Here is a 22,316-nt window from a genome sequence, read left to right on the forward strand (position 1 = left end):
CGCAGCGCGCGATCAAAATGGGGACACCCGCCGGACGGCGCCGGCGCGATGAGTGGTGCGGACGACGGGACTCGAACCCGTAAGCCTTTAAGGGCGCAAGATTTTAAGTCTCGTGCGTCTACCAGTTTCGCCACGTCCGCCGAAAACGCCAGCCCGGCATCGCTGCGCCGGGCCGGCCCTAGCTCAGGCCGGCGATGAAGCCGGTCTCGTCGACATAGATGTTCTCCGCCGCTGGATGCGACGGCAAGCCGGGCATGGTCATCACATCGCCGCACAGGGCGACGACGAAGCCGGCGCCGGCCGACAACCGCACGTCGCGCACCGGCAGCACGAAGCCGGACGGGGTGCCGCGCAGGCCCGGATCGGCAGAGAAGCTGTAGGGCGTCTTCGCCATGCACACCGGCAGGTCGCCATAGCCCATGCCCTCGAAATCGGCCAGCTTCTTCAGCGCGGTGGATTCGAAGGCGACCGAGCCGGCGCGGTAGATGCGCCGGGCGATGGTCTCGATCTTCTGCACCAGCGGCAGGTCGTCCTTGTACAGCACCTTGAAATCGGACGGGCCGTCGGCGAGCCGCACCACCGCCTCGGCGAGGCCGACGGCGCCGGCCGAGCCTTCCGCCCAATGGCTGCACAGATGCACCTCGGCGCCGACGGCGGCGCAGGCATGCTCGATCTCGGCGATCTCGGCCGGGGTATCGGAGGTGAAGCGGTTGATCGCCACCACCACCGGCAGGCCGTAGGACTTCATGTTCTCGATATGGCGCACCAGATTGCCGGCCCCGGCCCGGACCGCCGCCGGGTTTTCCGGGCCGAGGTCCTTCTGGGCGATGCCGCCATGCATCTTCAGCGCCCGCACGGTGGCGACGATCACCACCACTGATGGGGCGATCTCGCCCTGGCGGCACTTGATGTCGAGGAACTTCTCCGCCCCGAGATCGGCGCCGAAGCCGGCCTCGGTCACCACATAGTCGGCGAGGCCGAGCGCGGTGCGGGTGGCGACCACCGAGTTGCAGCCATGGGCGATATTGGCGAACGGGCCGCCATGCACGAGCGCGGGCGTGCCCTCCAGCGTCTGCACCAGATTGGGCTGGAAGGCGTCGCGCAGCAGCGCCACCATCGAGCCGGTCACCTTCAGCTGGGCAGCGGTGACCGGGTGGCGGGCGCGGGTGTGCGCCACCACCATGCGGCCGAGCCGCTCCTCCAGATCGTCGAAGGAGCGGGCGAGGCAGAAGATCGCCATCACCTCGGAGGCGACGGTGATGTCGAAGCCATCCTCGCGCGGGAAGCCGTTGGGCGGGCCGCCGAGGCCCACCGTCACATGGCGCAGCGCGCGGTCGTTGAGATCGACGACGCGGCGCCAGTTGATGCGGCGGGCGTCGATATCGAGGGCGTTGCCCCAGTAGATATGGTTGTCGATTGTCGCGGCGAGCAGATTGTGGGCGGCGCTGATGGCATGGAAGTCGCCGGTGAAATGCAGGTTGATGTCCTGCATCGGGATGATCTGCGCCCGCCCGCCGCCGGTGGCGCCGCCCTTGGAGCCGAACACCGGGCCGAGGCTCGGCTCGCGCAGCGCGATGGCGACGTTCTTGCCGATGCGCGCCAGCGCGTCGCCCAGGCCGATGGTGGTGGTGGTCTTGCCCTCGCCGGCGGGGGTCGGATTGATGGCGGTGACCAGAATGAGCTTGCCGTCGGCCTTCGCCTCGGCGGGATGCACCGCCTCCAGCGCGATCTTGGCCTTGATGTGCCCGTAGCGGAACAGGACGCGCGGATCGAGCCCCAGCCGGGCGCCGACCTCCTCGATCGGCTGTGGGGTCACCGAAGCGGCGATCGCCGCGTCGCTTTTGGGATCGACCTTACGTGCGCCGCGCTCCATCGCCGTTCCTGCCATCACCGTTCCTGCTCACTCAGTTCCGCGCCTTAGAGCATGTCCAGGCCGGCCGGCTCAAGGCCGTCGAACGAAAGGCCGCCCGGTTCCTGCTCCGCGATCGCCGGCACCGCCTAGGCGGCACGGGTGCGCTCGCCGAGGATGGCGACGAGGATCATGCCGCCGATGAGGGCGATGTGCTCCACCACGAAGAAGAACTCCATCTGCGCCTGCATGCCTTCCATCGTCCAGAAATGATGGGCGATCGGGATGGTGAGCGCGGTGAAGATGCCGAACGCACCGGCGCCGAGCCAGGTCGCGCGGTTGAGCAGGATCAGTACCGAGCCGCCCAGCTGGGTGATTATGGTGGCCACGGCATAGAGCCAGGGCGGGTTGAGGCCGAAATGCGCCATCTCCGCCACCGCGCCGGGAAAATCGACCAGTTTGGCGATGCCGCTGCCGAGGAAGGGCACCACCAGCAGCACGCGCGCGAACAGGAAGGTGGCCGGCGACCGGAGGATCGCGGAAACGAGGGCAGGCGTCATGGGAGAGGCTCTATGGCATAGGTTGTGAAACACCTCCGCATACCGCAACCACCCGCGGTTTGCGAGATGCCACGCCGGCTTTATTGGCGACGGGGAAAGGCGCGCGCGCCGGTGAGTGCCGCGGTCTTCTCCGGCGAAGCGGCCGTCTCGGCGCTCTCCGCCGCGACCTCGGGGACCTCCTCGGCGTCGGCCTCGGGCTCCGGCACGGTGGTCTCGCCTTCCGCCGCCAGGCCTTCCGCAACCTCGCCTTCCGCAGCCTCGCCTTCCGCCGCGGCCTCCGCATCGCGGGCGGCCTTGGCCTCGGCGATGAACTCACCGGCGCCCTTCTTGGCCTCTCGCACGGATTCGCCCATCTCGCGGGCATAGCGATCGAGGTCGAGCCGCAGCCCGCCGACCGAGGGGCGCTCGGTCTCGGCCGCATAGGCGACCATGCGCAGCGACAGGCCGAGATCGGAGACGAGATCGGACAGGAAGCCGTCGGCGAGGTCGTGCTGGTCGGCATAGGCCATCAGCATGTCCCACAACGCGGCACGATGGGCCTCATAGGCCTCGTCATAGCCCTCGTCGCCGTCCTCCGGCGGGTTTCCGTGGAAATCATTGCCGCTCATCGCAGTTCTCCTCAGGCGACGCCGTCGCGGATGGGCGGCTGGAAGGACAGACCCATGTCCCAGGGGAAGTAGATCCAGGTATCCTGGCTCACTTCGGTGATAAAGGTATCGATGACGTCGCGCCCGAGTGGCTTGGCGTAGACGGTGGCGAAATGCGCCTTGGGCAGCATGGCGCGCACCAGCCGCGCGGTCGAGCCGGTATCGACAAGATCGTCGATGACCAGCAGGCCCTTGCCGCCCTCGCCCGCCGCATCCAGCACCGACTGGGCGATGGGCTTCAGCACCAGCGTTTCACCCTGGTTCTTGTAGTCGTGATAGGAGGCGATTGAGACGGTCTCGATCAGCCGCAACCCCAGCTCGCGAGCGACGATGGCCGCCGGCACCAGCCCGCCGCGGGTGATGCAGACCAGTCCTTCATACGGGCCGAAGCCGGACAGACGCCAGGCGAGTGCGCGGGCGTCGCGGTGGAACTGGTCCCACGAGACGGGAAACGCCTTCTGGCGCTCATCGGACATGATCGTGCCTCCTGAGGCGGACCGCCTGTCCGCCGCCTCGGCGCGATCAATAGCCGGTGCGGAGGCGGGGATGAAGGGGGAATCGTGGGGAGCTCAACAGGATAGGAGGGCAGAGGCGGACGGTATCGCCGGCGAAGCCGATCCGAGGACGGTCATCAAGCCGTGCCCCCGGTCGACGACATCGGTGGATGGCGGACATTCAAGCGGGGCTCTCTCGGCCGCTGCAGTGTCAATCCTCGGAGAGGCCGGGTACTCTTCTGCTACCACACTACCAGCGCTCGATCACAAGCTGCCAATCCAAGGAAGTTGTTCAAATGCTTACAAAGCGCGATCTGCTGCGGTCTGCCGCGGTGGCTGCACTCGCCGCCACGGCGGCGAAGTCCGCCCCGGCAATGGCGCAGGACAAGGCTGAATGGCCCAACCTGCTGGAGGCCAAGAATATCGCCGAGGAAGGGTTCATCTATGGCCTGCCGCTGGTGATGAACTATGCGGTTATGCAAGAATTCGCCGTCGACAGGAATTCCGGGCAGTTCAAGGCTCCGTTCAACGAAATCAACAACCAGCACCACGTCGCCACCCCCGAAGATACGGCCGTCATCACGCCGAACAGCGACACTCCGTACTCGTTCGTCTGGCTGGATTTGCGCGCCGAACCTATGGTCGTCTCGGTGCCGACGGTCGAAAAGGGCCGCTACTACGCCGTCCAGCTCATCGACGGCAACACCTATAATTTTGGCTATATCGGCACGCGCGCCACCGGCACCGAGCCGGGCGATTATCTGGTGGCCGGCCCCGATTGGAAAGGTGAAATCCCCACGGGAATCCGGAAGGCCTTCCGATCGACGACGCCGTTCGCGCTCGCTCTTATCCGCACTCAGCTCTTCAATCCCGACGACATGTCCAACGTCGAGAAAATTCAGGCCGGCTACAAGGCGCAGCCGCTCTCCGGCTTTCTTAAGCATTCGGCACCCCCCGCCGCGCCGAAGATCGAGTTTCTTCCTGCCACCACCGCCGGGATCAAGGATAACTTCTTCCAGTATCTCGACGCAGCCCTGCAATTCGTCCCGGCGACCGCGAGGGACGAGCCCGTTCGCGCGAAACTTGCGAAGATCGGCATCGGTCCCGGCAAGACCTTCGCGTTCAAGGATCTGCCGCTGGAACACAAGGCCGAAATCCTGGTGGGGATGAAGCAAGGTGACGAGAAGGTCGTAAAATGGCTGGACAGCGGAAACAAGAACATTAACGGCTGGAATGTCGGCTCGTTCTTTGGTGACGAGGCCTTCTACAACGGCGATTGGCTGATGCGGGCCGGTGCTGCAAAGGGCGGCCTTCTGGGGAACGATGCCGTGGAGGCCATGTACCCCTATACCCGAACGGACGCGACCGGCGAACCTCTCGATGGCAGCAAGCACAAATACACCATCACCTTCGCGCCTGGTCAGTTGCCGCCGGTGAATGCGTTCTGGTCGGTCACGATGTACGATGCCAAGAGCCAGTTCCTGGTCAAGAATCCGATCAATCGCTACCTGATCAACTCTCCGATGCTGCCGGCGATGAAGCAGGACGCCGACGGCTCGCTGACGCTGTACATTCAAAAAGACAGCCCCGGCGCGGATAAGGAAGCAAACTGGCTGCCGGCGCCGGATGACAAAATCTATCTCGTGATGCGACTATACTGGCCAAAGCCTACGCCGCCTTCGATCCTGCCGCCGGGCGAAGGGACATGGCAACCGCCGGGCGTGAAGCAGGCGTCGTAGCAGAGGCAGGTTGCGTGCGCCTCACCCCTCGCGTGGTCGAGGCGGGAACGTCGCTGGTTCCGCTGATGTCCGCAGTCGGTCGAAAAGCCACTGCGGGCATCCCCTCACCCGGCCTTCCGTGCCGCCAGCATCGCCTGCACGTCCGCCATCGCCGCCGCCAGCAGAGCGGGCTCGCGGGCGCGCACCACCAGGTTGGTGTTCGGCCGGCCGAGTTCGTCGGCGAAGGGGTAGGAGCCGATCGACACGCCGGGATGCGCCTTGGCGATCTCGCCGAGCGGGCCGCCGACATCGCCTTCCTTGGCATCCGCCCGCACCGTCTCCGACAGCATCACCTGGCCGGTCTTCAGCTGCGGCGCCACTTCGTCCAGCATCGCCTGCATGATCGAGGGCACCCCGGCCATGACGATGACATTGCCGATCCAGAATCCCGGCGCCTTGGAGATCTTGTTGGCGACCAGAGCCGCGCCGTGCGGGATGCGCGCCATGCGCAGCCGCGCCTCGTTGAGGTCGGCCTCGGGGATACGCTCCAGCAGCATGGCGCGCGCCTGCGCATTCACGGAAATCTCGACGCCGAACGCCTTCGCCACCGCATCGGCGGTGATGTCGTCATGGGTCGGCCCGATTCCGCCGGTGGTGAACACATAGGTGTAGCGCGCGCGCAGCGCGTTCAGGGCGGCGACGATCTCGTCCTCGATGTCCGGCACCACCCGCACCTCGGCGACGTCGACGCCGATGGCGGTGAGATATTCGGCGATGTAGCCGATGTTCTTGTCCTTGGTGCGCCCGGACAGGATCTCGTCGCCAATGACCAGAATGCTCGCCGTGACCGCTTCCTGCGTGCTCATCCACCGATTCCCCGTCCCTCGCGCCGCAGCGGGCGTCGCCATTGCCGCACATGCGCGCAAAGCTCGCTTGAGGCAAGGGCACGACGCCTGCGTTTTGGGCAAAAGGAAACCATTCCGCGCAATATCGCCATAGCGACTTCACCCCCTCTTCCGCTGGCACGGCGTTTGTAGCTAACTTGCCTGAGTTGGGGAGTGAAGCTTTCACGATGACCGTCGCGTTCGACGAAATGACCAATGCGGACGGCTCAGTCCGCGCCGCCTACACCGCCCTCGCCCGCTGGCTGAGCAACGTTCCGCCCGACGTGCTGGACCATCGCCGCAAGGAAGCGGAGTTCATCTTCCGCAAGATCGGCATCACCTTCGCCGTCTATGGCGACAGCGATGCCCAGGAGCGGCTGATCCCCTTCGACATCATCCCGCGCGTGCTGACCGGCGGCGAATGGGCCCGGCTCTCCAAGGGGCTGGAGCAGCGCACCAAGGCGCTGAACCTCTACATCAAGGACGTCTATTCCAAGCGCGAGATCCTGCGCGCCGGCATCGTGCCGGAGGACCTCGTCTACCAGAACCCGGTGTTCCGCCCGGAGATGAACGGCCAGAAGGTGCCGCACGATCTCTATGTGCACATCGCCGGCATCGACGTGGTCCGTATAGACGCCGAAACCTTCTACGTGCTCGAGGACAATGCCCGCACGCCCTCCGGCGTCTCCTACATGCTGGAGAACCGCGAGATCATGATGCGGCTGTTCCCCGAGCTGTTCGCGGAGAACCGCGTCGCGCCGGTGGAGAACTATGCCGACGAGCTGCTCGCGACGCTGAAATCGCTGGCGCCGACGACCGCCACCAGCGACCCGGTGGTGGCAGTGCTGACGCCGGGCATCTTCAACTCGGCCTATTACGAGCACTCCTTCCTCGCCGACAAGCTGGGCGTCGAGCTGGTGGAGGGGCGCGATCTCTTCATCAAGAACGACATCGTCTATATGCGCACCACCGAGGGGCCCAAGCGCGTCGACGTGATCTATCGCCGGCTCGACGACGATTTCATCGACCCCCTCGCCTTCCGCCCCGACAGCGTGCTCGGCGTGCCCGGCCTGATGAGCGCCTATCACGCCGGCAACGTCACGCTGACCAATGCGGTAGGCACCGGGGTGGCCGACGACAAGGCGGTCTACAGCTACATGCCGGAGATCGTGCGCTTCTATCTCGGCGAGGAGCCGATATTGAAGAACGTGCCGACCTGGCGCTGCCGCGAGGCCGACCACCTGAAATACGTGCTCGACAACCTCCACGAGCTGGTGGTGAAGGAAGTGCACGGCTCAGGCGGCTACGGCATGCTGATCGGCCCGCGCGCGGACAAGGCGCAGATCGAGCTGTTCCGCGCCAAGCTGAAGCAGGATCCGAACAACTTCATCGCCCAGCCGACGCTGGCGCTGTCCACCTGCCCGACCCTGGTCGAGGAAGGCATCGCGCCGCGCCATGTCGACCTGCGCCCCTTCGTGCTGACCGGCTCGGACCGGGTTCGCATCGTGCCGGGCGGGCTGACGCGGGTGGCGCTGCAGGCCGGCTCGCTGGTGGTGAATTCCAGCCAGGGCGGCGGGACCAAGGACACCTGGGTGCTGGAGGAGAGCTGAGACGGCGGCAGGCCCATCGCGGTAAGGGGTTCGGCCGGATCGGCGAACGGTGAGCCCCCTTACCCTACCCCTCTCCCCGTCGGGGAGAGGGGTAGAAGGCAAGACGGATCGGGGAGGCACGGATATGAGCATCGAGACCTGGCTAGCCTTCGTCGCCGCTTCGGCGGTGCTGCTGCTCATTCCCGGGCCGACCATACTGCTCGTCGTCTCCTATGCGCTCGGGCAAGGGCGCAAGGTCGCCCTTCCCGTCGCCGCCGGCGTGGCGCTCGGCGACTTCACCGCGATGACGCTGTCGATGTTCGGCCTCGGCGCGCTGCTCGCCACCTCGGCGACGCTGTTCACCGTGCTGAAATGGATCGGCGCGCTTTATCTGATCTGGCTCGGCATCAAGCTGTGGCGCGCCGGCGCCAGCCCGCTGGTCGCTCCGGCGCAAGGCGGCGGCCGCGCGCTGAAAATGCTCGCCCATGCCTGGCTGGTGACCGCGCTCAACCCCAAGAGCATCACCTTCTTCGTGGCGTTCCTGCCGCAGTTCCTCGACACCTCGCGGCCGATGCTCGGCCAGATGCTGGTCTTCGAGACCACCTTCCTGGTGCTGGCGGCGGCGAACGCCTTCGGCTACGCACTGGTGGCCGGGAAACTGCGCGGCGCCATCTCCAATTCCTCGGTCGTCGTCGCGGTCAACCGCATCGGCGGCTCCCTTCTCATCGGGGCGGGCCTTGCCACGCTCGCCTGGCGCAACGCCAAATAAGGCGCGGGTCTCATGCTGTCACGTACCGCCGACAATCTTTACTGGCTCGCCCGCTACATGGAGCGCGCCGACTGCCTTGCCCGCCTGCTCGACGTCACCCAGCGCCTCGCCCAGCTGCCCGTCGCCTATGGCGGCTCGACCAATGAGTGGCGCTCGGCGCTGCTCACCGCCGGCTGCGCCGAGCAGTTCAAGCAGCTGCACGGCGAGGATGCGACGGAGCAGAACGTCATCAACTTCCTCGCCTTCGCGCCGGAAAACCCCTCCTCGATCCGCAACTGCTTCGAGATCGCCCGGACCAATGCCCGCTCGGTGCGCACCGCGCTGACCATCGAGATGTGGGAGACCATCAACACCGCCTGGCTGGAGCTGAAGCGCTATTCCACCAAGGACATGACCCGCGAGGAGCTGGCGCGCTTCCTCTCCTTCGTGAAGGAGACCTCGCTACGCTTCGACGGCGCCGCCTACCGCACCATGCTGCGCAACGACGCCTTCTGGTTCTCGCGCGTCGGCATGTATGTCGAGCGCGCCGACAACACCGCCCGCATCCTCGACGTGAAGTATCACGTGCTGCTGCCGGACAGCGAGCATGTCGGCGGGCCGCTCGACTACTTCCAGTGGTCGTCGATCCTGCGCTCGGTCTCGGCGCTGACCTCGTTCCACTGGGTGTACCGCGAGAGCGTGAAGCCGTGGCTGGTGGCGGACCTCTTGATCCTCAACGCGCAGATGCCGCGCTCGCTGACCAGCTGCTACCAGAATATTTCGCGTTATCTCGACGACATAGCCGCCTATTATGGACGGCAGGGAACCGCGCAGCGGCTCGCCCGTTCCACGTTTACCCGCCTGTCCAACAGCCGGATGGACGACGTGTTCCAGACCGGCCTGCACGAATATATCGAGATCTTCGTTTCCGAGAACAACCGCCTCGGCGCGACGGTGACCGAGCAGTATCTGCTGTAGCGGAGGCCGCCCGCCCCGCCCGTGCCTGCCGCCTTCTGTGCTCGCCTTCCGCGCCGCAACGGTGTTTCCATGCGTATCCATGTCAGCCATGCAACCGTCTATCGTTATGATCCGCCGGCCAACGGCGCCATCCAGATCCTGCGGCTGACCCCGCGCAGCCATGACGGGCAATATGTCGTCGCCTGGCGCATCGACGTCTCGGAAAGCTGCCGGTTGCAGGCGCATGAGGACGCCTTCGGCAACCTCACCCATACCTTCGCCATCGATGGGCCGCTCTCCGAATTGCGGGTGACGGTGGACGGCGAGATCGAGACGCAGGACACCTCCGGCGTGGTACGCGGCACGGTGGAACGCTTCCCGCCCAGCCTGTTCCTGCGCGACAGCGAGCTCACCGCCTCCAGTGCCGAGATGCGGAAATTCGCCGAGGCGGCAACCGGCGACGAGCCGGATCGCCTCACCCGGCTGCACAAGCTGATGAGCGGGCTGGCGCAGGAGATGGCCTACGATCCCGATCCGACCATCGTCTCCACCAAGGCGGCCGAGGCCTTCGCGCTGAAGCGCGGCGTCTGCCAGGACTTCGCGCATGTGTTCATCGGCTGCGCCCGCCATCTCGGCATTCCGGCCCGCTACGTCAGCGGCTACCTGGTCGGCGACGGCGCCCATGCCGAGCAGGGCGCCGGGCACCAGGCCGGCCACGCCTGGGCGGAGGTGCATATCGAGGGGCTGGGCTGGGTAGGATTCGACGCCGCCAACGATCTCTGCCCGACCGACGCCTATGTCCGCGTCGCCGTCGGCCTCGATTATCTGAGCGCCGCGCCGGTACGCGGAAACCGCTATGGCGGCGGCGACGAGGTGTTGTCGGTAGCGCTCACCGTCGATCAATCCAGCCGCCAGATCCAGGGCTGATATTGCCCGCCCATGAAGCGTCCCGCTATAAGGACGCGCCATAAACATGCGCCGCGCGTGCGCCGGGGGACGTGCCTGAAATGACCTATTGCTGCGGAATCCTGGTGCGCGACGGTCTCGTCATGATCGCCGACACCCGCACCAATGCGGGGCTCGACAATGTCTCGACCTTTCGCAAGCTGCACATTTTCGAGGAGCCGGGCCGGCACGTGATGGCGCTGTCGACCGCCGGCAATCTCTCGATCTCGCAGGCGGTGATCTCGACGCTGCAGGAAGGGCTCGAGAATCCGGAGACCGGCGAGAAGGACACACTGGTCGGCGCCTCCAGCATGTTCCGCGCGACGCAGCTGGTCGGCCGCGCCATCCGCCATGTCCACGACCTCTATGCCGAGGGCCTGAAGGAAGCCGATGTGCGCTTCGACGTGTCGTTCCTGTTCGGCGGCCAGGTGAATGGCGGGCGGCTGCGGCTGTTCATGATCTACGCCGCCGGCAATTTCATCGAATGCACCGCGGACACGCCGTTCCTGCAGATCGGCGAGCACAAATACGGCAAGCCGGTGCTCGACCGCTCGGTCACCTACAACACCGATCTCTATGATGCGCTGAAGCTCGGGCTGATATCGATGGATTCGACCATGCGCTCGAATCTCGGGGTCGGCATGCCGATCGACATCCTGCTGGCGCGCCGCGACGCCGGGCAGTCGGAACTCAATTACCGCATCGAGCCGGGCGAGCCGTATTTCCACGATCTGCGCGAGCGCTGGTCGGCGGCGTTGCGGGCGGCGCATAACAATATTCCGCGCCCGCCCTACCGCTGACCACATGGAAAGGCCCGGCGACATTTGGTGCCAGCCGGGCCTTTCTGACGCGATGTAAAGTGTACCGATCGTCTACGATCAGGTGAGAAGATAGAGAAGGATGATGATCGGGATCGGAATGCCGATCAACCACATCAGAATAGCAGGCATTGCTTGCGTCCTCCGTAAAATTTAACCCGTCTTGCCGTAATAACGACCACGGAAGCCTTAGGGTTCCATGTCTCCTGTAGAGAAACAGGCCCGACGTCCGGTTGAACGAGGAAAGCCATGATCGCCATCCCCGCCGCTCCCCAGAAGATCGCCCTCGTCACCGGCGCCGGCACCGGCATCGGCAAGGCCGCGGCCCTGGCGCTCGCCGCCGATGGCTGGACGCTGGCGCTGACCGGGCGCCGGCGCGAGCCGCTGGAGGCGCTGGCCGCGGAGATCGGCGCGGCCGCCCACGTGCTTCCCGCCGACATCAGCGACAAGCCAGCGGTCGACGCGCTGTTCGCCGAGGTGGCGGCGCGCTTCGGCCGGCTCGACCTGCTGTTCAACAATGCCGGCGGCTGGTCGCCGGGGGCGCCGATCGAGGACGTGCCGTTCGAGGACTGGCAGCGGGTGGTGAACGTCAACCTCACCGGGGTGTTCCTGTGCACCCAGGCGGCGATCCGGCTGATGAAGGCACAGCAGCCGAAGGGCGGGCGCGTCATCAATAACGGCTCGATCTCGGCGCATGCGCCTCGGCCGCTGACCGCGCCCTACACCGCCACCAAGCATGCGGTGAGCGGCCTCACCAAGCAGGTGGCGCTGGAGGGACGTACCCACAACATCGCCTGCGGCCAGATCGACATCGGCAATGCCGACACCGACATGGCGGCGAAGATGAAGTCGGGCATCCTGCAGGCCAACGGCCAGATCATGGTCGAGCCGGTATTCGATCCCGTCCATGCCGGGCGGGCGGTCGCCTATATGGCGAGCCTGCCGCTCGACGCCAACGTGCTGACCATGACGGTCATGGCGAGCGCCGCTCCCTTCGTCGGGCGCGGCTGACCTGGGAGCGCGACTGACCTGGGAGCGCGACTGACCTGGGAGCGCGACTGACCTGGGAGCGCGACTGACCTGGGCGTCAGCCGCCGCGACGCTGGCGCGGCGGCTCTTCCGCCTCCAGGGAGACATCGAGAAGCTCGGCAATCGGGTAGCCCTCGAAGCGCTTCACCGTCTTGGTCACCACATAGGTGAAATAGACGGAGATGCCGATCTCGCGGGTTAGCAAATCGTCTATTATTTCCTGGTAATGGGTTATGTTAAGCGCGATGACGTGTAGGATGTAGTCGATACCGCCGCCCACCGCGTGACAGGCCAGGACCTCGGGGATGGTCTTCACCACCTGCTCGAAGCGGGCAAAGTGCGCGCTGGTATGGTGCTGCAATGTGAGGGTGGTGAAGATGAGTTCTGTCTTGACCAATCGGCCGAGATCGATCTCGCCGCGATAGCCGCGCACATAGCCGGCCTGCTCCATCTTCTGGAGCCGGTCCCAGCAGGAACTCAGCGAGAGGCCGATGGCGGAGGCGAGCTCGACCTTCTTGATTCGCCCATTCTTCTGAAGCAAGGCGAGGATACGTACATCCACCGCGTCCAGCTTGTCGCTCGCCATGGCTTCCCCTTTCTTTGGCGCCCAGCGCCGCAATCAACCGTAACTACGTTTCAACCAATCCTTCGGCAAAGCCGGTACAAAATTACCGTCGCGCCCCGTCATATCGTCGTTGGCGACCATCGCGTTGAGGATCGCTTCTTCAATGCTCTGCACCAATGCGTCAAAAAACGGATCGATGTCGGATTCCGGCACGAAATCCACTGTGAGCCGCCGCCCGCGCGCGCCGGCGGCCGCCGCGCCATTGGCAGTGGAGAAGGCGAGGAAAATGTCGCCGGAAGAGTGGTAGCCCAGCCCGCCGGTCCAGGCGACGCCGAGCGGCACCCGGCGGGCCAGGCGCTTGAGCTGGTGCGGCAGGAAGGGCGCATCGGTGGCGACCACCGCGATGATCGAGCCCTTCTCCATGCGCGGCGTGCGCTCGACCATGGCCGGCTCGGCCAGTTCGTCACCGACGCGGCGGCCGCGAATCATCAGATTGCGGCGCTGGCCGAAATTCGCCTGCACGAAGGCACCGACCGTGAAGATCTCCCCCGCCCATTCGACGCGGCGCGAAGCGGTGCCGGAACCGCCCTTGAAACCGAAAGCGATCATGCCGGTGCCGCCGCCGACACTGCCCTCTTCGATCGGCCCCTCGACGGCGCTGTCGATGGCGGCGAAGACGTGCTCCTGCTTCACATGGAAGCCATTGATGTCGTTAAGGAAACCATCATAGGTTTCGGCAGCGACCGGCAGACCCCAGGCCTCCTCCATCACGCCCGGCGCGCGGGCATTCATCCAGGCAAGGGTAGCGTCGCGGGTGAGACCGCAGCTATGGGTGTTGGTGATGGTGAGCGGAAAGCTGAAGGCGCCGATCTCCTCGATGATGTGCGCCCCCGTCATCTCGCCATTGCCATTGGCACTGAACACTCCGGCAAATACCGGCAGCGCCAATTGATCGCGGGAACGCGGCAGAATAGCGGTCACGCCGGTCCGCACCGGCCCTTGCCCGACCGATAACGGTCCCTCGCCCTCGATCAGCGTCGCGTAACCGACGGAAACGCCGGGCACATCGGTGATGGCGTTGTTCGTCCCCGGCACGCCATCGAAAGCTATGGCGTAGCCGCGCGCGCGCGGCCGACCCGAGGGGGTGAAATGGTATGAATTCATAGACAACTAGTAGACGAAATCTACGCAATATGAAATGCGCCGCAGCATAAGAAACTCCTATGCAATCAATAGGATAGACCTAAATTATTCAAGAATGTTTCTAATGTGAAATGGGGTTTTCTCGATGCGGGGCGACCATGTGCCGGCGGCTTCCAGCGCGCGAACGTGGCCGGCAACCTCCGCGAGTGTCGCGAACCAGACGTCCCCCTTGGCCTGCATGTGCTCGATGAGGGCGCGGATGGCGAGCGCCTGCGCCGGGCGACCGCTGACCGCCGGGTGCCAGACCGTCACAAACAGGCCGCCGAGCTCCCAGAACGCGTCGAACTCCTCACGGAACACCGCCAGCGCCTGCGAGGGCGGCGAGATCTTCATCAGATAATCGAAGGCACGGGCAGAAACGTACTGGTTGTAATCGTCGACCGAAGCGGGCACCGGCAGCTCGACGAGGCTACCCCGGCCATTGTCGAGCAGGATCGGGATATCGTCGGCGAACAGCGAGGAATCATAGGCGAATCCCTCCTCGATCAGGAGATCGAAGGTCGCGCGGGACAGGCCGTAATAGGGCGCGCGGTAGCCCTTCGGCTTTGCACCGCAAAAGCGCTCGATGGCCTCGCTGCCGCGCCGCAGCGTGGCAAGCTCCTCGTCCCGCGTCTGCTTGCTCGGCCATTCGTGGAAATGGCCGTGATGGCCGAGCTCGGCACCGGCCTTCAGCAGCGTCTCGATGGCAGCCGGATAGGTTTCGATCACCCAGCCCGGCACGAAGGCGGTCAGCGGCACGCCGGCGCGGGCGAACATGTCGGCGAGACGCGGCGTACCGACGAAGGGGTCGTAGCGCATATGCGCCAGCGCCTGCGGCAGATCGCGCGCGCCGGCGCGGTGCGCGGCATGCACGACGCTGTCGGCGTCGACATCGAAGCTGAAGGCGACGGCGCAGCGGGCGCCATTCGGCCAGGGGGGCGGATTGGCGATCATCGCGGCTCCTCAGCTGGTGCGCACGCCACCGTCGAGGAACAGCGCATGCAGGTCATGGGTATCCACCTCGGCGACCGGCGCGTCCAGCGCCTCGCGCCCGCGCACCAGCACGCAGACGCGATTGGCCAGAGTGAGCGCCTTGGTGACGTTCTGCTCGACCAGCAGGATCGGGATGGCAAGCCGCTTGTGCACATCGGCGATCGCCTCGAAGACGAGGTCGACGGTGGCCGGGGCGAGATCGCTGCTGGGTTCGTCGAGCAGCAGCACCGAGGGATTGAGCAGCAGGGTCGAGCCGATGGCGAGCATGCGGCGCTCGCCGCCGGAGAGGTTGCCGGCAAGCGCGCGGCGACGCTCCTTCAGGCGCGGGAACAGGGCGAAGACCTTCTCCACCTCCTGCTCGAAGGTCCTGGGGCGCAGATAGGCACCCATGCGCAGATTATCGGCGACGCTCATATCGGCGAAGACGTTGCGCGTCTGCGGCACATAGCCGAGGCCGGCGCTCGCGCGGCCATGCGCCGGCAAGCGGGTGACGTCGCGGCCGGCGAGGGTGATCGAACCGGAGCGGACCTTGGTCAGCCCCATCGCGGTCTTTAGCACCGTCGACTTGCCGGAACCGTTGGCGCCGAGCACGGCGACCACCTCTCCGGCGCGCAGGGTGAGCGAGAGGTCGTCCAGCACGGTGACCGGGCCGTAGCCGGCGGTGAGATTGGAGAGGATCAGCACATCGGTCATCGCGGTCACGCCGGCATGCCGAGATAGGAGCGCACCACCCGCTCATTGGCGCGGATCTCCGCGGGAGTGCCGGAGGCGATCAACTCGCCGGCGTCGAGCACGAACACCCGGTCGCAGACATTGGCGATCATCTCCATATTGTGCTCGATCAGCAGCACGATGCGCCCTTCCGCCTTCAGCTCGTGCAGCAGCGCCGCCTGCTGCTCGATGAGCACCGGGTTGACGCCGGCCGCCGGCTCGTCGAGCAGCAGCACGGCGGGATCGGACATCAGCAGCATGCCCATGGTGAGCAGCTTCTGCTGGCCGCCGGAGAGGCTGCCGGCATAATCGTTTGCCTTGTGGGCGAGGCCGAGGCGCTTCAGCATCGCCTCGGCGCGGGTGGCGATCTCCGCCTCGCGGGAGGCCACCGCGGCGGGGCGCAGGAACAGGTTGAACACCCCCTCCCCGGCCTGGTCGCGCTCGCCGGCCATCATGTTCTGAAACACGGTGAGCCGGTGCGCCAGCCGCGGCACCTGGAAGGTGCGGCCGATGCCGGCCGCCGCCACCAGCTCCGGCCTGCCATAGGCGAGCGGGCGGCCGTTCAGCGTCACCGCGCCAGCATCCGGCACATAGACGCCGGCGACGATGTTGAGCAGCGTCGACTTGCCGGAACCGTTCGGCCCGATGATGCCGGTGATGCTGGCCGGCGCCGCTTCGAGCGACACCGCGCGCAGCGCCTGGAAGCCGCCGAAGGACAGCGAGACGTCAGTGACGCTCAGCATCGCGGACCTCCTTGGTCTCGGGAATGAGACCCTGCGGGCGGAACAGGAACATCAGCACCAGCACCAGGCCGAACAGCGCCAGCCGGCCATTGGCCAGCACGTCGGCCGGCAGGTCGATCCAGCCGGCGACGAAGCGCGAGGAGACGCTGAGCAGCTGCACCGCCGCCGCGCCGATGACCACGCCGAGAGTGCTGCCCGGCCCACCGAGGATCAGCGCCGTCCAGACGATGAAGGTCTCGGTGACGGTGAAGCTGCTGGGCGACACATAGCCGACGATGTGGGCGTAGAGCACGCCGGCCGCCGCCGCCATCGCCCAGCCGATGATCGACACCGTCCGCTGGTAGGTGACCGGGTTGCGCCCGAGGGTGGCGGCGAGCACCTCGTCCTCGCGCAGCACCTTCAGCATGCGCCCGAACGGCGAGCGGGCGATGCGGTGCGCCATAAACCAGGCGGCGGCCATCAGCGCCAGCGCGCAGGCGAGCGCCAGATGCGGATCGGCGAAGCGCGGCACGGTGAGGCCGTCGGCGCCGCCGAGGGCCGGCGCGTTCAGCGCGGTGAGGCGGAACAGCTCGCCGGCGCCCAGCGTGATCAGCGCCCAGTAGTCCTGCGACAGCCGGCGCGCCGGCAACAGCACCAGCAGCGAGACGACCACCGCGAAGGCGAGGCCGAGCGCGGCGCCGGCCGGCCACGGCATGCCCGCCTGCGCGGCGAGCGCAGCGGCATAGGCGCCGAGGCCGAAGGGCAGGATCTGGCCGAAATTGACCAGGCCGGTAAGGCCGAACTGGATGTTCAGGCTGAGGCCGAGCACCGACCAGACGGCGACGATGGTGAGGCAGTAGATGGCGAAATCGAGCATGCCCTCACCTCCCCGCCAGCGGCGACAGGCGCGGGCGCAGCAGCAGCACCACGACCAGCGCCAGCACGGCGACATAGTCGCGGAACTGGGTGGGGATCTGCCAGCTCTCGCCGCCGAGCAAGGCGCCGAAATCGATGTAGATCAGCAGGTTCTGCGCGAGCGAGAGGATCAGCGCGCCGAGCACCGCGCCGAACACGTTGGACAGGCCGCCAATGGTGACGGCGGCGAACACCGGCAGGAGAATGATCAGGTCCATGTTCGGCTGCAGCCGCGTCTCGAAGGCGAGCAGCGTACCGCCGATGGCGGCGAGCGCGCCGGAGAGGAACCACATCAGCTTGATCAGCCGGTCGCCGGGAATGCCGCGCGTCACCGCGAGATCGGCATTGGAGGCAAGCGCGCGCAGGCCGGAGCCGACACGGGTGAAATTCAGGAACAGATGCAGCAGCAGCATCAGCACCGCCGCCACCACCACCACCAGCGCATCGAGGGTGGTGAACACGGCGTCGCCGACAGCGACGACATCATAGGAGAGATCGAACACCCGCGCGCCGCCGCCATAGATGATCGCCACCACCGAGCGCAGGAACAGCGCCACGCCCCAGGACACGATCATCTTGCCCTCGGGCGTGATGTCGCGCAGGCGGCTGAAGACCAGGAAATCGACGAGGATGGCGATGAGGCCGGTCGCCACCGCGCTCAACGCCAAAGCGGCGGGCAGCGGCATGCCGGGAATGGCGGCGAAGCTATAGGTGAGATAGCCGCCGACCACCGCGAACTGGATATGCGCGAAATTGGCGAAACGCAGGATCGAGTAGCACAGCGCCACCCCGACCGCGATCACCGCGATCATGCTGGCATAGACGAGGGAATTTAACAGAACCTGGAGCACGGGCGGGGACGGCTTCCCAAGAGCAGAACAGACGAGGAGCGGACGGACAGGGGGGACAGACGAAACCGTCCGGCGCGCCGCGGCACGCCGGACGGCATGGGCTTTCGCGTCAGTTGCGGGTGGCGGTGGTGACGAAGTCGCCGGCCTTGTACTCGATGACGTCGATCGGCGGGGCGATGCGCTGGCCGCGCGCGTCCCAGGCGATCTTGCCGGTGGCGCCGTCATAGGCCTTCACCACGTCGGGCAGCGCCTTGGCGATGGCCGCGGGCTCGGCGCTGCCGGCCTTCTTGATCGCCGCGGCGACGACCATCAGCGCGTCATAGCCGTAATAGACATGCGCCATCAGGTCGGCGGTGCCGTTGAACTTGGCGCCGTACTTGTCGGCGACCGCCTTGCCGGCCGGCTGCGAATAACCGCCATTGTCGACGCCGAACAGCTTGCCGTCGAGGAAGTCCTTGTTCTCGATCTCCAGGATCGAGGGATAGGCGGCATACCATTTGGCGGTGAGGCCGAGCTCGCGGGCGGCCTTCAGCATGGCGCGGGAATCGTCGCCATAGCCGGCGGTGATGATCACGTCCGGCTTGGCCGGCACCACCGGCTGGATGTCGGCGCGATAGTCCGGCTGGCCCTCGGTGAAGGCGACCTTCTTGACGATCTTGCCGCCCTTGGCTTCGAACGCCGCGGCGGCAGCTTCGGCGACGCCGAGGCCGAAGGTGGAGTTCGGTACCACGATGGCGGCGGTCTTGGCGCCGCTATCGGCCATCAGCAGGCCGAGTTCCTTGCCGACAATGTCGTCCAGCGGCAGGATCGAGAACAGCGTGCCGGGATAGTTGCCGAGCTTGGGCGAGGAGGAGGAGGTATTGACGAGCACCCTGCCCTTCTCCTTGGCCAGCTCCGCCACCGGGATCATCAGGCCGGAACCGCCGAACATGATGGCGGCCGGTACCTTGTCGACATTGTAGAGCTTGTTGGCGGCGTTCAGCGCCTCCTGGGCGCGATTCTCCGAATCCTCGACGATCAGCTTCACCGGCCGGCCATCGATGCCGCCGGCGGCGTTGATGGCGTCGGCGGCGAGCTCGACGCCGCGGGTCATCTGCACGCTGGTCTTCACCGCCGAGCCGGTGAGATTGGCGATGACGCCGATTTCAATGGGGTCGGCGGCGCGGGCCGGGCCCTGCACCGCTGCGAGAGCGAGTGCACTGCAAAAGGCCAAAGACAGAATCTTCTTCATGACGATGTGCTCTCTGGTGAGGTCGCTTGCGGATTATTCTTTGGCGCAAGGGTGGTTTGCCGTCGCATTCGACGCGGAAAACCGCCCTGGCGCAGGATGCCATCACGTTAACGACGAGCCGTAGGAAGAAACATCCCGAATGACCGGAGATTGGCCGAAGGAATTTCGGGCAGGCGGGCGCCCGGTCTCCGGCTTTTCCTCGCGGAGGCGGCCTATCGTGCCAGCTCGGCAACAAGGGACGTTTCATGACGCGGCGCAAGATCATCATCGACACCGACCCCGGCCAGGACGACGCCTTCGCGCTGCTGCTGGCGCTCGGCTCGCCCGACGAGCTGGAGGTGGTCGGCGTCACCGCCGTGCACGGCAATGTGCCGCTCGCCCGCACCACCATCAACGCGCAGATGGTGATCGAGCTGGCCGGACGCGCCGATATCCCGGTCTATCCCGGCTGCCCGCGGCCGATGGTGAAGCCCGGCTTCACCGCCGAATATGTGCACGGGCCGAGCGGCCTCGACGGCTGCGAGCTGCCGCCGCCCTCGGCACCGCTCGGCGACCGCCACGGCGTCGACTTCATCATCGACACGGTGATGGCGGCGGCGCCCGGAGAAATTTCGGTCTGCACGCTCGGACCGATGACCAATCTCGCGGTGGCGATGATCAAGGAACCGGCGATCATCCCGCGTCTCGCCGAGGTGGTGTTCATGGGCGGCGGCTTCTTCGAGGGCGGCAACACCACCCCGGCGGCCGAGTTCAACATCTATGTCGATCCGCATGCCGCGCATGTGGTGCTGGCCTCCGGCGCGCCGGTGACGATGGTGCCGATCGACCTCACCTACAAGGCGGTGATGACGCCGGAATGGCTGCGGCGCCTGCGCGCCGTCGGCAAGCGCACCGCCGTCGAGGCGGCCGGCATGGCCGAGTTCTACCAGGACTACGGCAACAAGAAATTCGGCACCGACAGCTACCCGCTGCACGACCCCTGCGTGATCGGCTACCTGCTGCGCCCGGACCTGTTCCAGGGCCGCAAATGCCATGTCGAGGTGGAGATCCATTCGCCGGTCACCTCCGGGATGACGGTGGTGGACTGGTGGAACGTCACCAAGAAGCCGGCCAACTGCCTGGTGCTGCGCGACCTCGACAATCCGCCCTTCTACGAGCTGATGCTGGAGCGCATTGCGCGACTGCCGTGACCGGCGTGCGCGGTTATGCCAAGGTCCAGTCGATTGCCGGCGGTGAAGACCCCTCACCCCAGCCCTCTCCCCGACGGGGAGAGGGAGCGGCGGCGGGACTGACGTGCCGGGCGGGCCTTCGAGGCGAGGAGGTTCCCGGTCCTAGGAATGCGGCGCGTCGCCGATGAGCAGTTCGAGGCCGTTGCGGCGGGCGATCTCGACGAGGCGGGGGATATCCGGCGGCGCATCGGAGGGCGGCGGCAGCGTCGTGGTGCCGGGAGGCATCGGCTGGCCGACCTCGCTGAAAAAGCCGTCATGCACCAGGCCGGGCGTGTTGAGCACCAGAAGCCGCGCCGGCTCGGTGCCGACATTGCGGAAGGCGTGCGGCGCACCCGGCGGCACCTTGACGAAGCTGCCGGCAGCAGCGGGGACAACGGCGCCGTCGATCATGAACTCGAAACGGCCATCGAGCACATAGAACGCCTCGTCATCGCCGGGATGGCGATTGGGCGGCGCGCCGGCGCCGGGGGCGACCAACGCCTCGGCGAGGCAATAGGCGCCGCCGGTCTCGCGGCTGCGTTGCAGGAAGCGCACGAGGACGCCGAAGAGATAATAGGTGTCGGTAGAGATATCCGGCATGGCGAAGCTCCCCCGGAAGCCCGCATGTCGCGCCCGGGCCTCGCCGCATCATGCCGCGAAACGCCCGGAGGTACAGCTGGATATTCCCTAGGGGAAGTCACCCCGAACCCGCAGAAGCGCGGGAGTCTCAGCCATGGCGGCGCAGGCCGGAGGCAAAGTTGAGCACCGAGCGGGCGAGTCGCTCGCGGTCCTCCAGTGTCTCCATCAATGTGCGCGTCGCCACCGTCGGCACTCCGAGACGGGCGGTCTCCACCGCATCGGAATCGTCGAGGATGAAGCCGTCGAGCAGGTCGCCATAGTGCTCGGCGACGGCGCGGCTCGACACCGGCAGGCCGAGTTCCTCCATGATCTTGGCGGTAGGCCCCTTGACCGCCTTGCCGGCGACGATCGGCGACACCGCGATGACCGGCGCCGGCGAGGCCTTCAGCGCCGCGCGCAGGCCGGGGATCGCCAGCATCGGATCGACCGACAGATAGGGGTTGGACGGGCAGATGACGATGGCGGCGAGCGTGCCGTCGGCGAGCAGCGCCAGCACGTCCTCCTGCACCTTCGCCTCCTTGGCGCCGGCGAAGGAGATCGCGGTGACGCGCGGACGGCAGCGCTGCGCGACGAAATAGTTCTGGAAGGCGAGCCGGCCCTCGTCCGTATCGACGAGGGTACGGACCGGATCATCGCTCATCGGCAGCAGCCGGCCGTGCAGGCCAAGCCGGGCGGCGAGCGCGGCGGTGACCTGCGACAGCGTCTCGCCCGCCGCCAGCCGCTGGGTGCGCAGGACATGGGTGGCGAGGTCGTGGTCGCCGAGCTGGAACCAGGTCTCGCCGCCGAGCCGGCCCAGCGCCTCCATGAAATGCCAGCTCTCGCCGGCGAGACCCCAGCCGCGCTCGGTATCGTTCAGCCCGGCCAGCGTGTAGGCGACGGTGTCGATATCGGGCGAGACATGCAGGCCGAGATGGGTGAAGTCGTCGCCGGTGTTGACGGCGACGGTGAGATGGCCGGGCGCCAGCGTACGGTAAAGGCCAAGCGCCAGCTTGGCGCCGCCAATGCCGCCGCACAACGCCAATACCTGGGCACGTGAATTCTCGTCCGGTCTCGCCATCATT

Annotated in this window: 23 protein-coding genes and 1 tRNA gene; 8 read left to right on the forward strand and 16 right to left on the reverse strand. The window is 66.4% G+C overall.

Annotation, left to right across the window (positions count from 1 at the left end):
* Positions 1-53: 53 nt before the first annotated feature.
* The 5 genes from KHC24_RS00200 to gpt all read right to left on the reverse strand — a co-directional run bounded on the left by KHC24_RS00200 (position 54) and on the right by gpt (position 3,532).
* Positions 54-140: transfer RNA gene (locus KHC24_RS00200), tRNA-Leu, on the reverse strand.
* A gap of 38 nt (positions 141-178) precedes the next feature.
* Positions 179-1,888 carry a formate--tetrahydrofolate ligase gene (locus KHC24_RS00205; protein ID WP_373878573.1) on the reverse strand — a complete coding sequence of 570 codons (1,710 nt, stop codon included), beginning with the start codon at positions 1,886-1,888 and terminating at the stop codon, positions 179-181.
* A 110-nt stretch (positions 1,889-1,998) separates the two neighbouring features.
* Positions 1,999-2,409, reverse strand: coding sequence for a DoxX family protein (locus tag KHC24_RS00210; RefSeq protein ID WP_213358440.1), 411 nt, complete (start codon positions 2,407-2,409; stop codon positions 1,999-2,001).
* 80 nt (positions 2,410-2,489) lie between these two features.
* Positions 2,490-3,017, reverse strand: a complete 528-nt coding sequence (locus KHC24_RS24885) for a hypothetical protein (protein WP_246545955.1) — start codon at positions 3,015-3,017, stop codon at positions 2,490-2,492.
* An 11-nt stretch (positions 3,018-3,028) separates the two neighbouring features.
* Positions 3,029-3,532: a xanthine phosphoribosyltransferase gene (gpt, locus tag KHC24_RS00220; RefSeq protein WP_213358441.1), complete on the reverse strand. Its 504-nt coding sequence runs from the start codon at positions 3,530-3,532 to the stop codon at positions 3,029-3,031.
* A 314-nt stretch (positions 3,533-3,846) separates the two neighbouring features.
* Here gpt and KHC24_RS00225 point away from each other — a divergent pair, with 314 nt between their 5' ends.
* Positions 3,847-5,289 carry a DUF1254 domain-containing protein gene (locus tag KHC24_RS00225; protein WP_213358442.1) on the forward strand — a complete coding sequence of 481 codons (1,443 nt, stop codon included), beginning with the start codon at positions 3,847-3,849 and terminating at the stop codon, positions 5,287-5,289.
* Between the two features lie 104 nt (positions 5,290-5,393).
* On the opposite strand, the gene KHC24_RS00230 is transcribed toward KHC24_RS00225, so the two are convergent.
* The gene (locus tag KHC24_RS00230; protein ID WP_213358443.1) at positions 5,394-6,134 is read right to left on the reverse strand and encodes a competence/damage-inducible protein A; all 741 of its coding nucleotides are present in this window, start codon (positions 6,132-6,134) and stop codon (positions 5,394-5,396) included.
* Between the two features lie 206 nt (positions 6,135-6,340).
* Between KHC24_RS00230 and KHC24_RS00235 the strand changes: the two genes are divergently transcribed.
* The 6 genes from KHC24_RS00235 (at position 6,341) to KHC24_RS00260 (ending at position 12,220) form a co-directional block, all read left to right on the forward strand.
* Positions 6,341-7,762 (forward strand): circularly permuted type 2 ATP-grasp protein, encoded by a 1,422-nt coding sequence (locus tag KHC24_RS00235; RefSeq protein WP_213358444.1) that lies wholly within the window; start codon positions 6,341-6,343, stop codon positions 7,760-7,762.
* A 124-nt stretch (positions 7,763-7,886) separates the two neighbouring features.
* Positions 7,887-8,510 (forward strand): LysE family translocator, encoded by a 624-nt coding sequence (locus tag KHC24_RS00240; RefSeq protein WP_213358445.1) that lies wholly within the window; start codon positions 7,887-7,889, stop codon positions 8,508-8,510.
* Between the two features lie 12 nt (positions 8,511-8,522).
* The gene (locus KHC24_RS00245; RefSeq protein WP_213358446.1) at positions 8,523-9,467 is read left to right on the forward strand and encodes an alpha-E domain-containing protein; all 945 of its coding nucleotides are present in this window, start codon (positions 8,523-8,525) and stop codon (positions 9,465-9,467) included.
* A gap of 69 nt (positions 9,468-9,536) precedes the next feature.
* On the forward strand, positions 9,537-10,373 hold the full coding sequence (locus KHC24_RS00250) for a transglutaminase family protein (RefSeq protein WP_213358447.1): 837 nt from the start codon (positions 9,537-9,539) through the stop codon (positions 10,371-10,373).
* 80 nt (positions 10,374-10,453) lie between these two features.
* Positions 10,454-11,191, forward strand: a complete 738-nt coding sequence (locus KHC24_RS00255) for a proteasome-type protease (RefSeq protein ID WP_213358448.1) — start codon at positions 10,454-10,456, stop codon at positions 11,189-11,191.
* A 267-nt stretch (positions 11,192-11,458) separates the two neighbouring features.
* Positions 11,459-12,220: an SDR family oxidoreductase gene (locus tag KHC24_RS00260; RefSeq protein WP_213358449.1), complete on the forward strand. Its 762-nt coding sequence runs from the start codon at positions 11,459-11,461 to the stop codon at positions 12,218-12,220.
* 76 nt (positions 12,221-12,296) lie between these two features.
* On the opposite strand, the gene KHC24_RS00265 is transcribed toward KHC24_RS00260, so the two are convergent.
* The 8 genes from KHC24_RS00265 to KHC24_RS00300 all read right to left on the reverse strand — a co-directional run bounded on the left by KHC24_RS00265 (position 12,297) and on the right by KHC24_RS00300 (position 19,408).
* On the reverse strand, positions 12,297-12,824 hold the full coding sequence (locus KHC24_RS00265) for an Lrp/AsnC family transcriptional regulator (protein WP_213358450.1): 528 nt from the start codon (positions 12,822-12,824) through the stop codon (positions 12,297-12,299).
* Between the two features lie 33 nt (positions 12,825-12,857).
* Positions 12,858-13,967, reverse strand: a complete 1,110-nt coding sequence (locus KHC24_RS00270) for a DmpA family aminopeptidase (RefSeq protein WP_373878574.1) — start codon at positions 13,965-13,967, stop codon at positions 12,858-12,860.
* Between the two features lie 84 nt (positions 13,968-14,051).
* Positions 14,052-14,939 carry a polysaccharide deacetylase family protein gene (locus KHC24_RS00275; RefSeq protein ID WP_213358452.1) on the reverse strand — a complete coding sequence of 296 codons (888 nt, stop codon included), beginning with the start codon at positions 14,937-14,939 and terminating at the stop codon, positions 14,052-14,054.
* A 9-nt stretch (positions 14,940-14,948) separates the two neighbouring features.
* Entirely contained in the window at positions 14,949-15,671 is a 723-nt protein-coding gene (locus KHC24_RS00280; RefSeq protein WP_246545993.1) for an ABC transporter ATP-binding protein, read from the reverse strand.
* A gap of 5 nt (positions 15,672-15,676) precedes the next feature.
* Positions 15,677-16,432: an ABC transporter ATP-binding protein gene (locus tag KHC24_RS00285; RefSeq protein WP_213358454.1), complete on the reverse strand. Its 756-nt coding sequence runs from the start codon at positions 16,430-16,432 to the stop codon at positions 15,677-15,679.
* A complete protein-coding gene (locus tag KHC24_RS00290) occupies positions 16,416-17,288 on the reverse strand; it encodes a branched-chain amino acid ABC transporter permease (RefSeq protein WP_213358455.1) in 873 nt (290 codons plus the stop codon). The genes KHC24_RS00285 and KHC24_RS00290 overlap by 17 nt, the downstream gene beginning before the upstream one ends.
* Before the next feature lie 4 nt (positions 17,289-17,292).
* The gene (locus KHC24_RS00295) at positions 17,293-18,177 is read right to left on the reverse strand and encodes a branched-chain amino acid ABC transporter permease (protein WP_213358456.1); all 885 of its coding nucleotides are present in this window, start codon (positions 18,175-18,177) and stop codon (positions 17,293-17,295) included.
* A gap of 109 nt (positions 18,178-18,286) precedes the next feature.
* Positions 18,287-19,408, reverse strand: coding sequence for an ABC transporter substrate-binding protein (locus KHC24_RS00300; RefSeq protein ID WP_213358457.1), 1,122 nt, complete (start codon positions 19,406-19,408; stop codon positions 18,287-18,289).
* A gap of 245 nt (positions 19,409-19,653) precedes the next feature.
* On the opposite strand from KHC24_RS00300, the gene KHC24_RS00305 reads away from it, so the two are divergent.
* Positions 19,654-20,598, forward strand: a complete 945-nt coding sequence (locus KHC24_RS00305; protein WP_213358458.1) for a nucleoside hydrolase — start codon at positions 19,654-19,656, stop codon at positions 20,596-20,598.
* A gap of 141 nt (positions 20,599-20,739) precedes the next feature.
* Here the strand turns inward: KHC24_RS00305 and KHC24_RS00310 are convergent, their stop codons facing one another.
* Both KHC24_RS00310 and cofD read right to left on the reverse strand, forming a co-directional pair.
* A complete protein-coding gene (locus tag KHC24_RS00310) occupies positions 20,740-21,216 on the reverse strand; it encodes a cupin domain-containing protein (RefSeq protein ID WP_213358459.1) in 477 nt (158 codons plus the stop codon).
* A gap of 127 nt (positions 21,217-21,343) precedes the next feature.
* Positions 21,344-22,315, reverse strand: coding sequence for a 2-phospho-L-lactate transferase (gene cofD / locus KHC24_RS00315; protein WP_213358460.1), 972 nt, complete (start codon positions 22,313-22,315; stop codon positions 21,344-21,346).
* Position 22,316: the final 1 nt, after the last annotated feature.

The organism is Ancylobacter defluvii, from assembly GCF_018390605.1.
GTDB lineage: Bacteria > Pseudomonadota > Alphaproteobacteria > Rhizobiales > Xanthobacteraceae > Ancylobacter > Ancylobacter defluvii.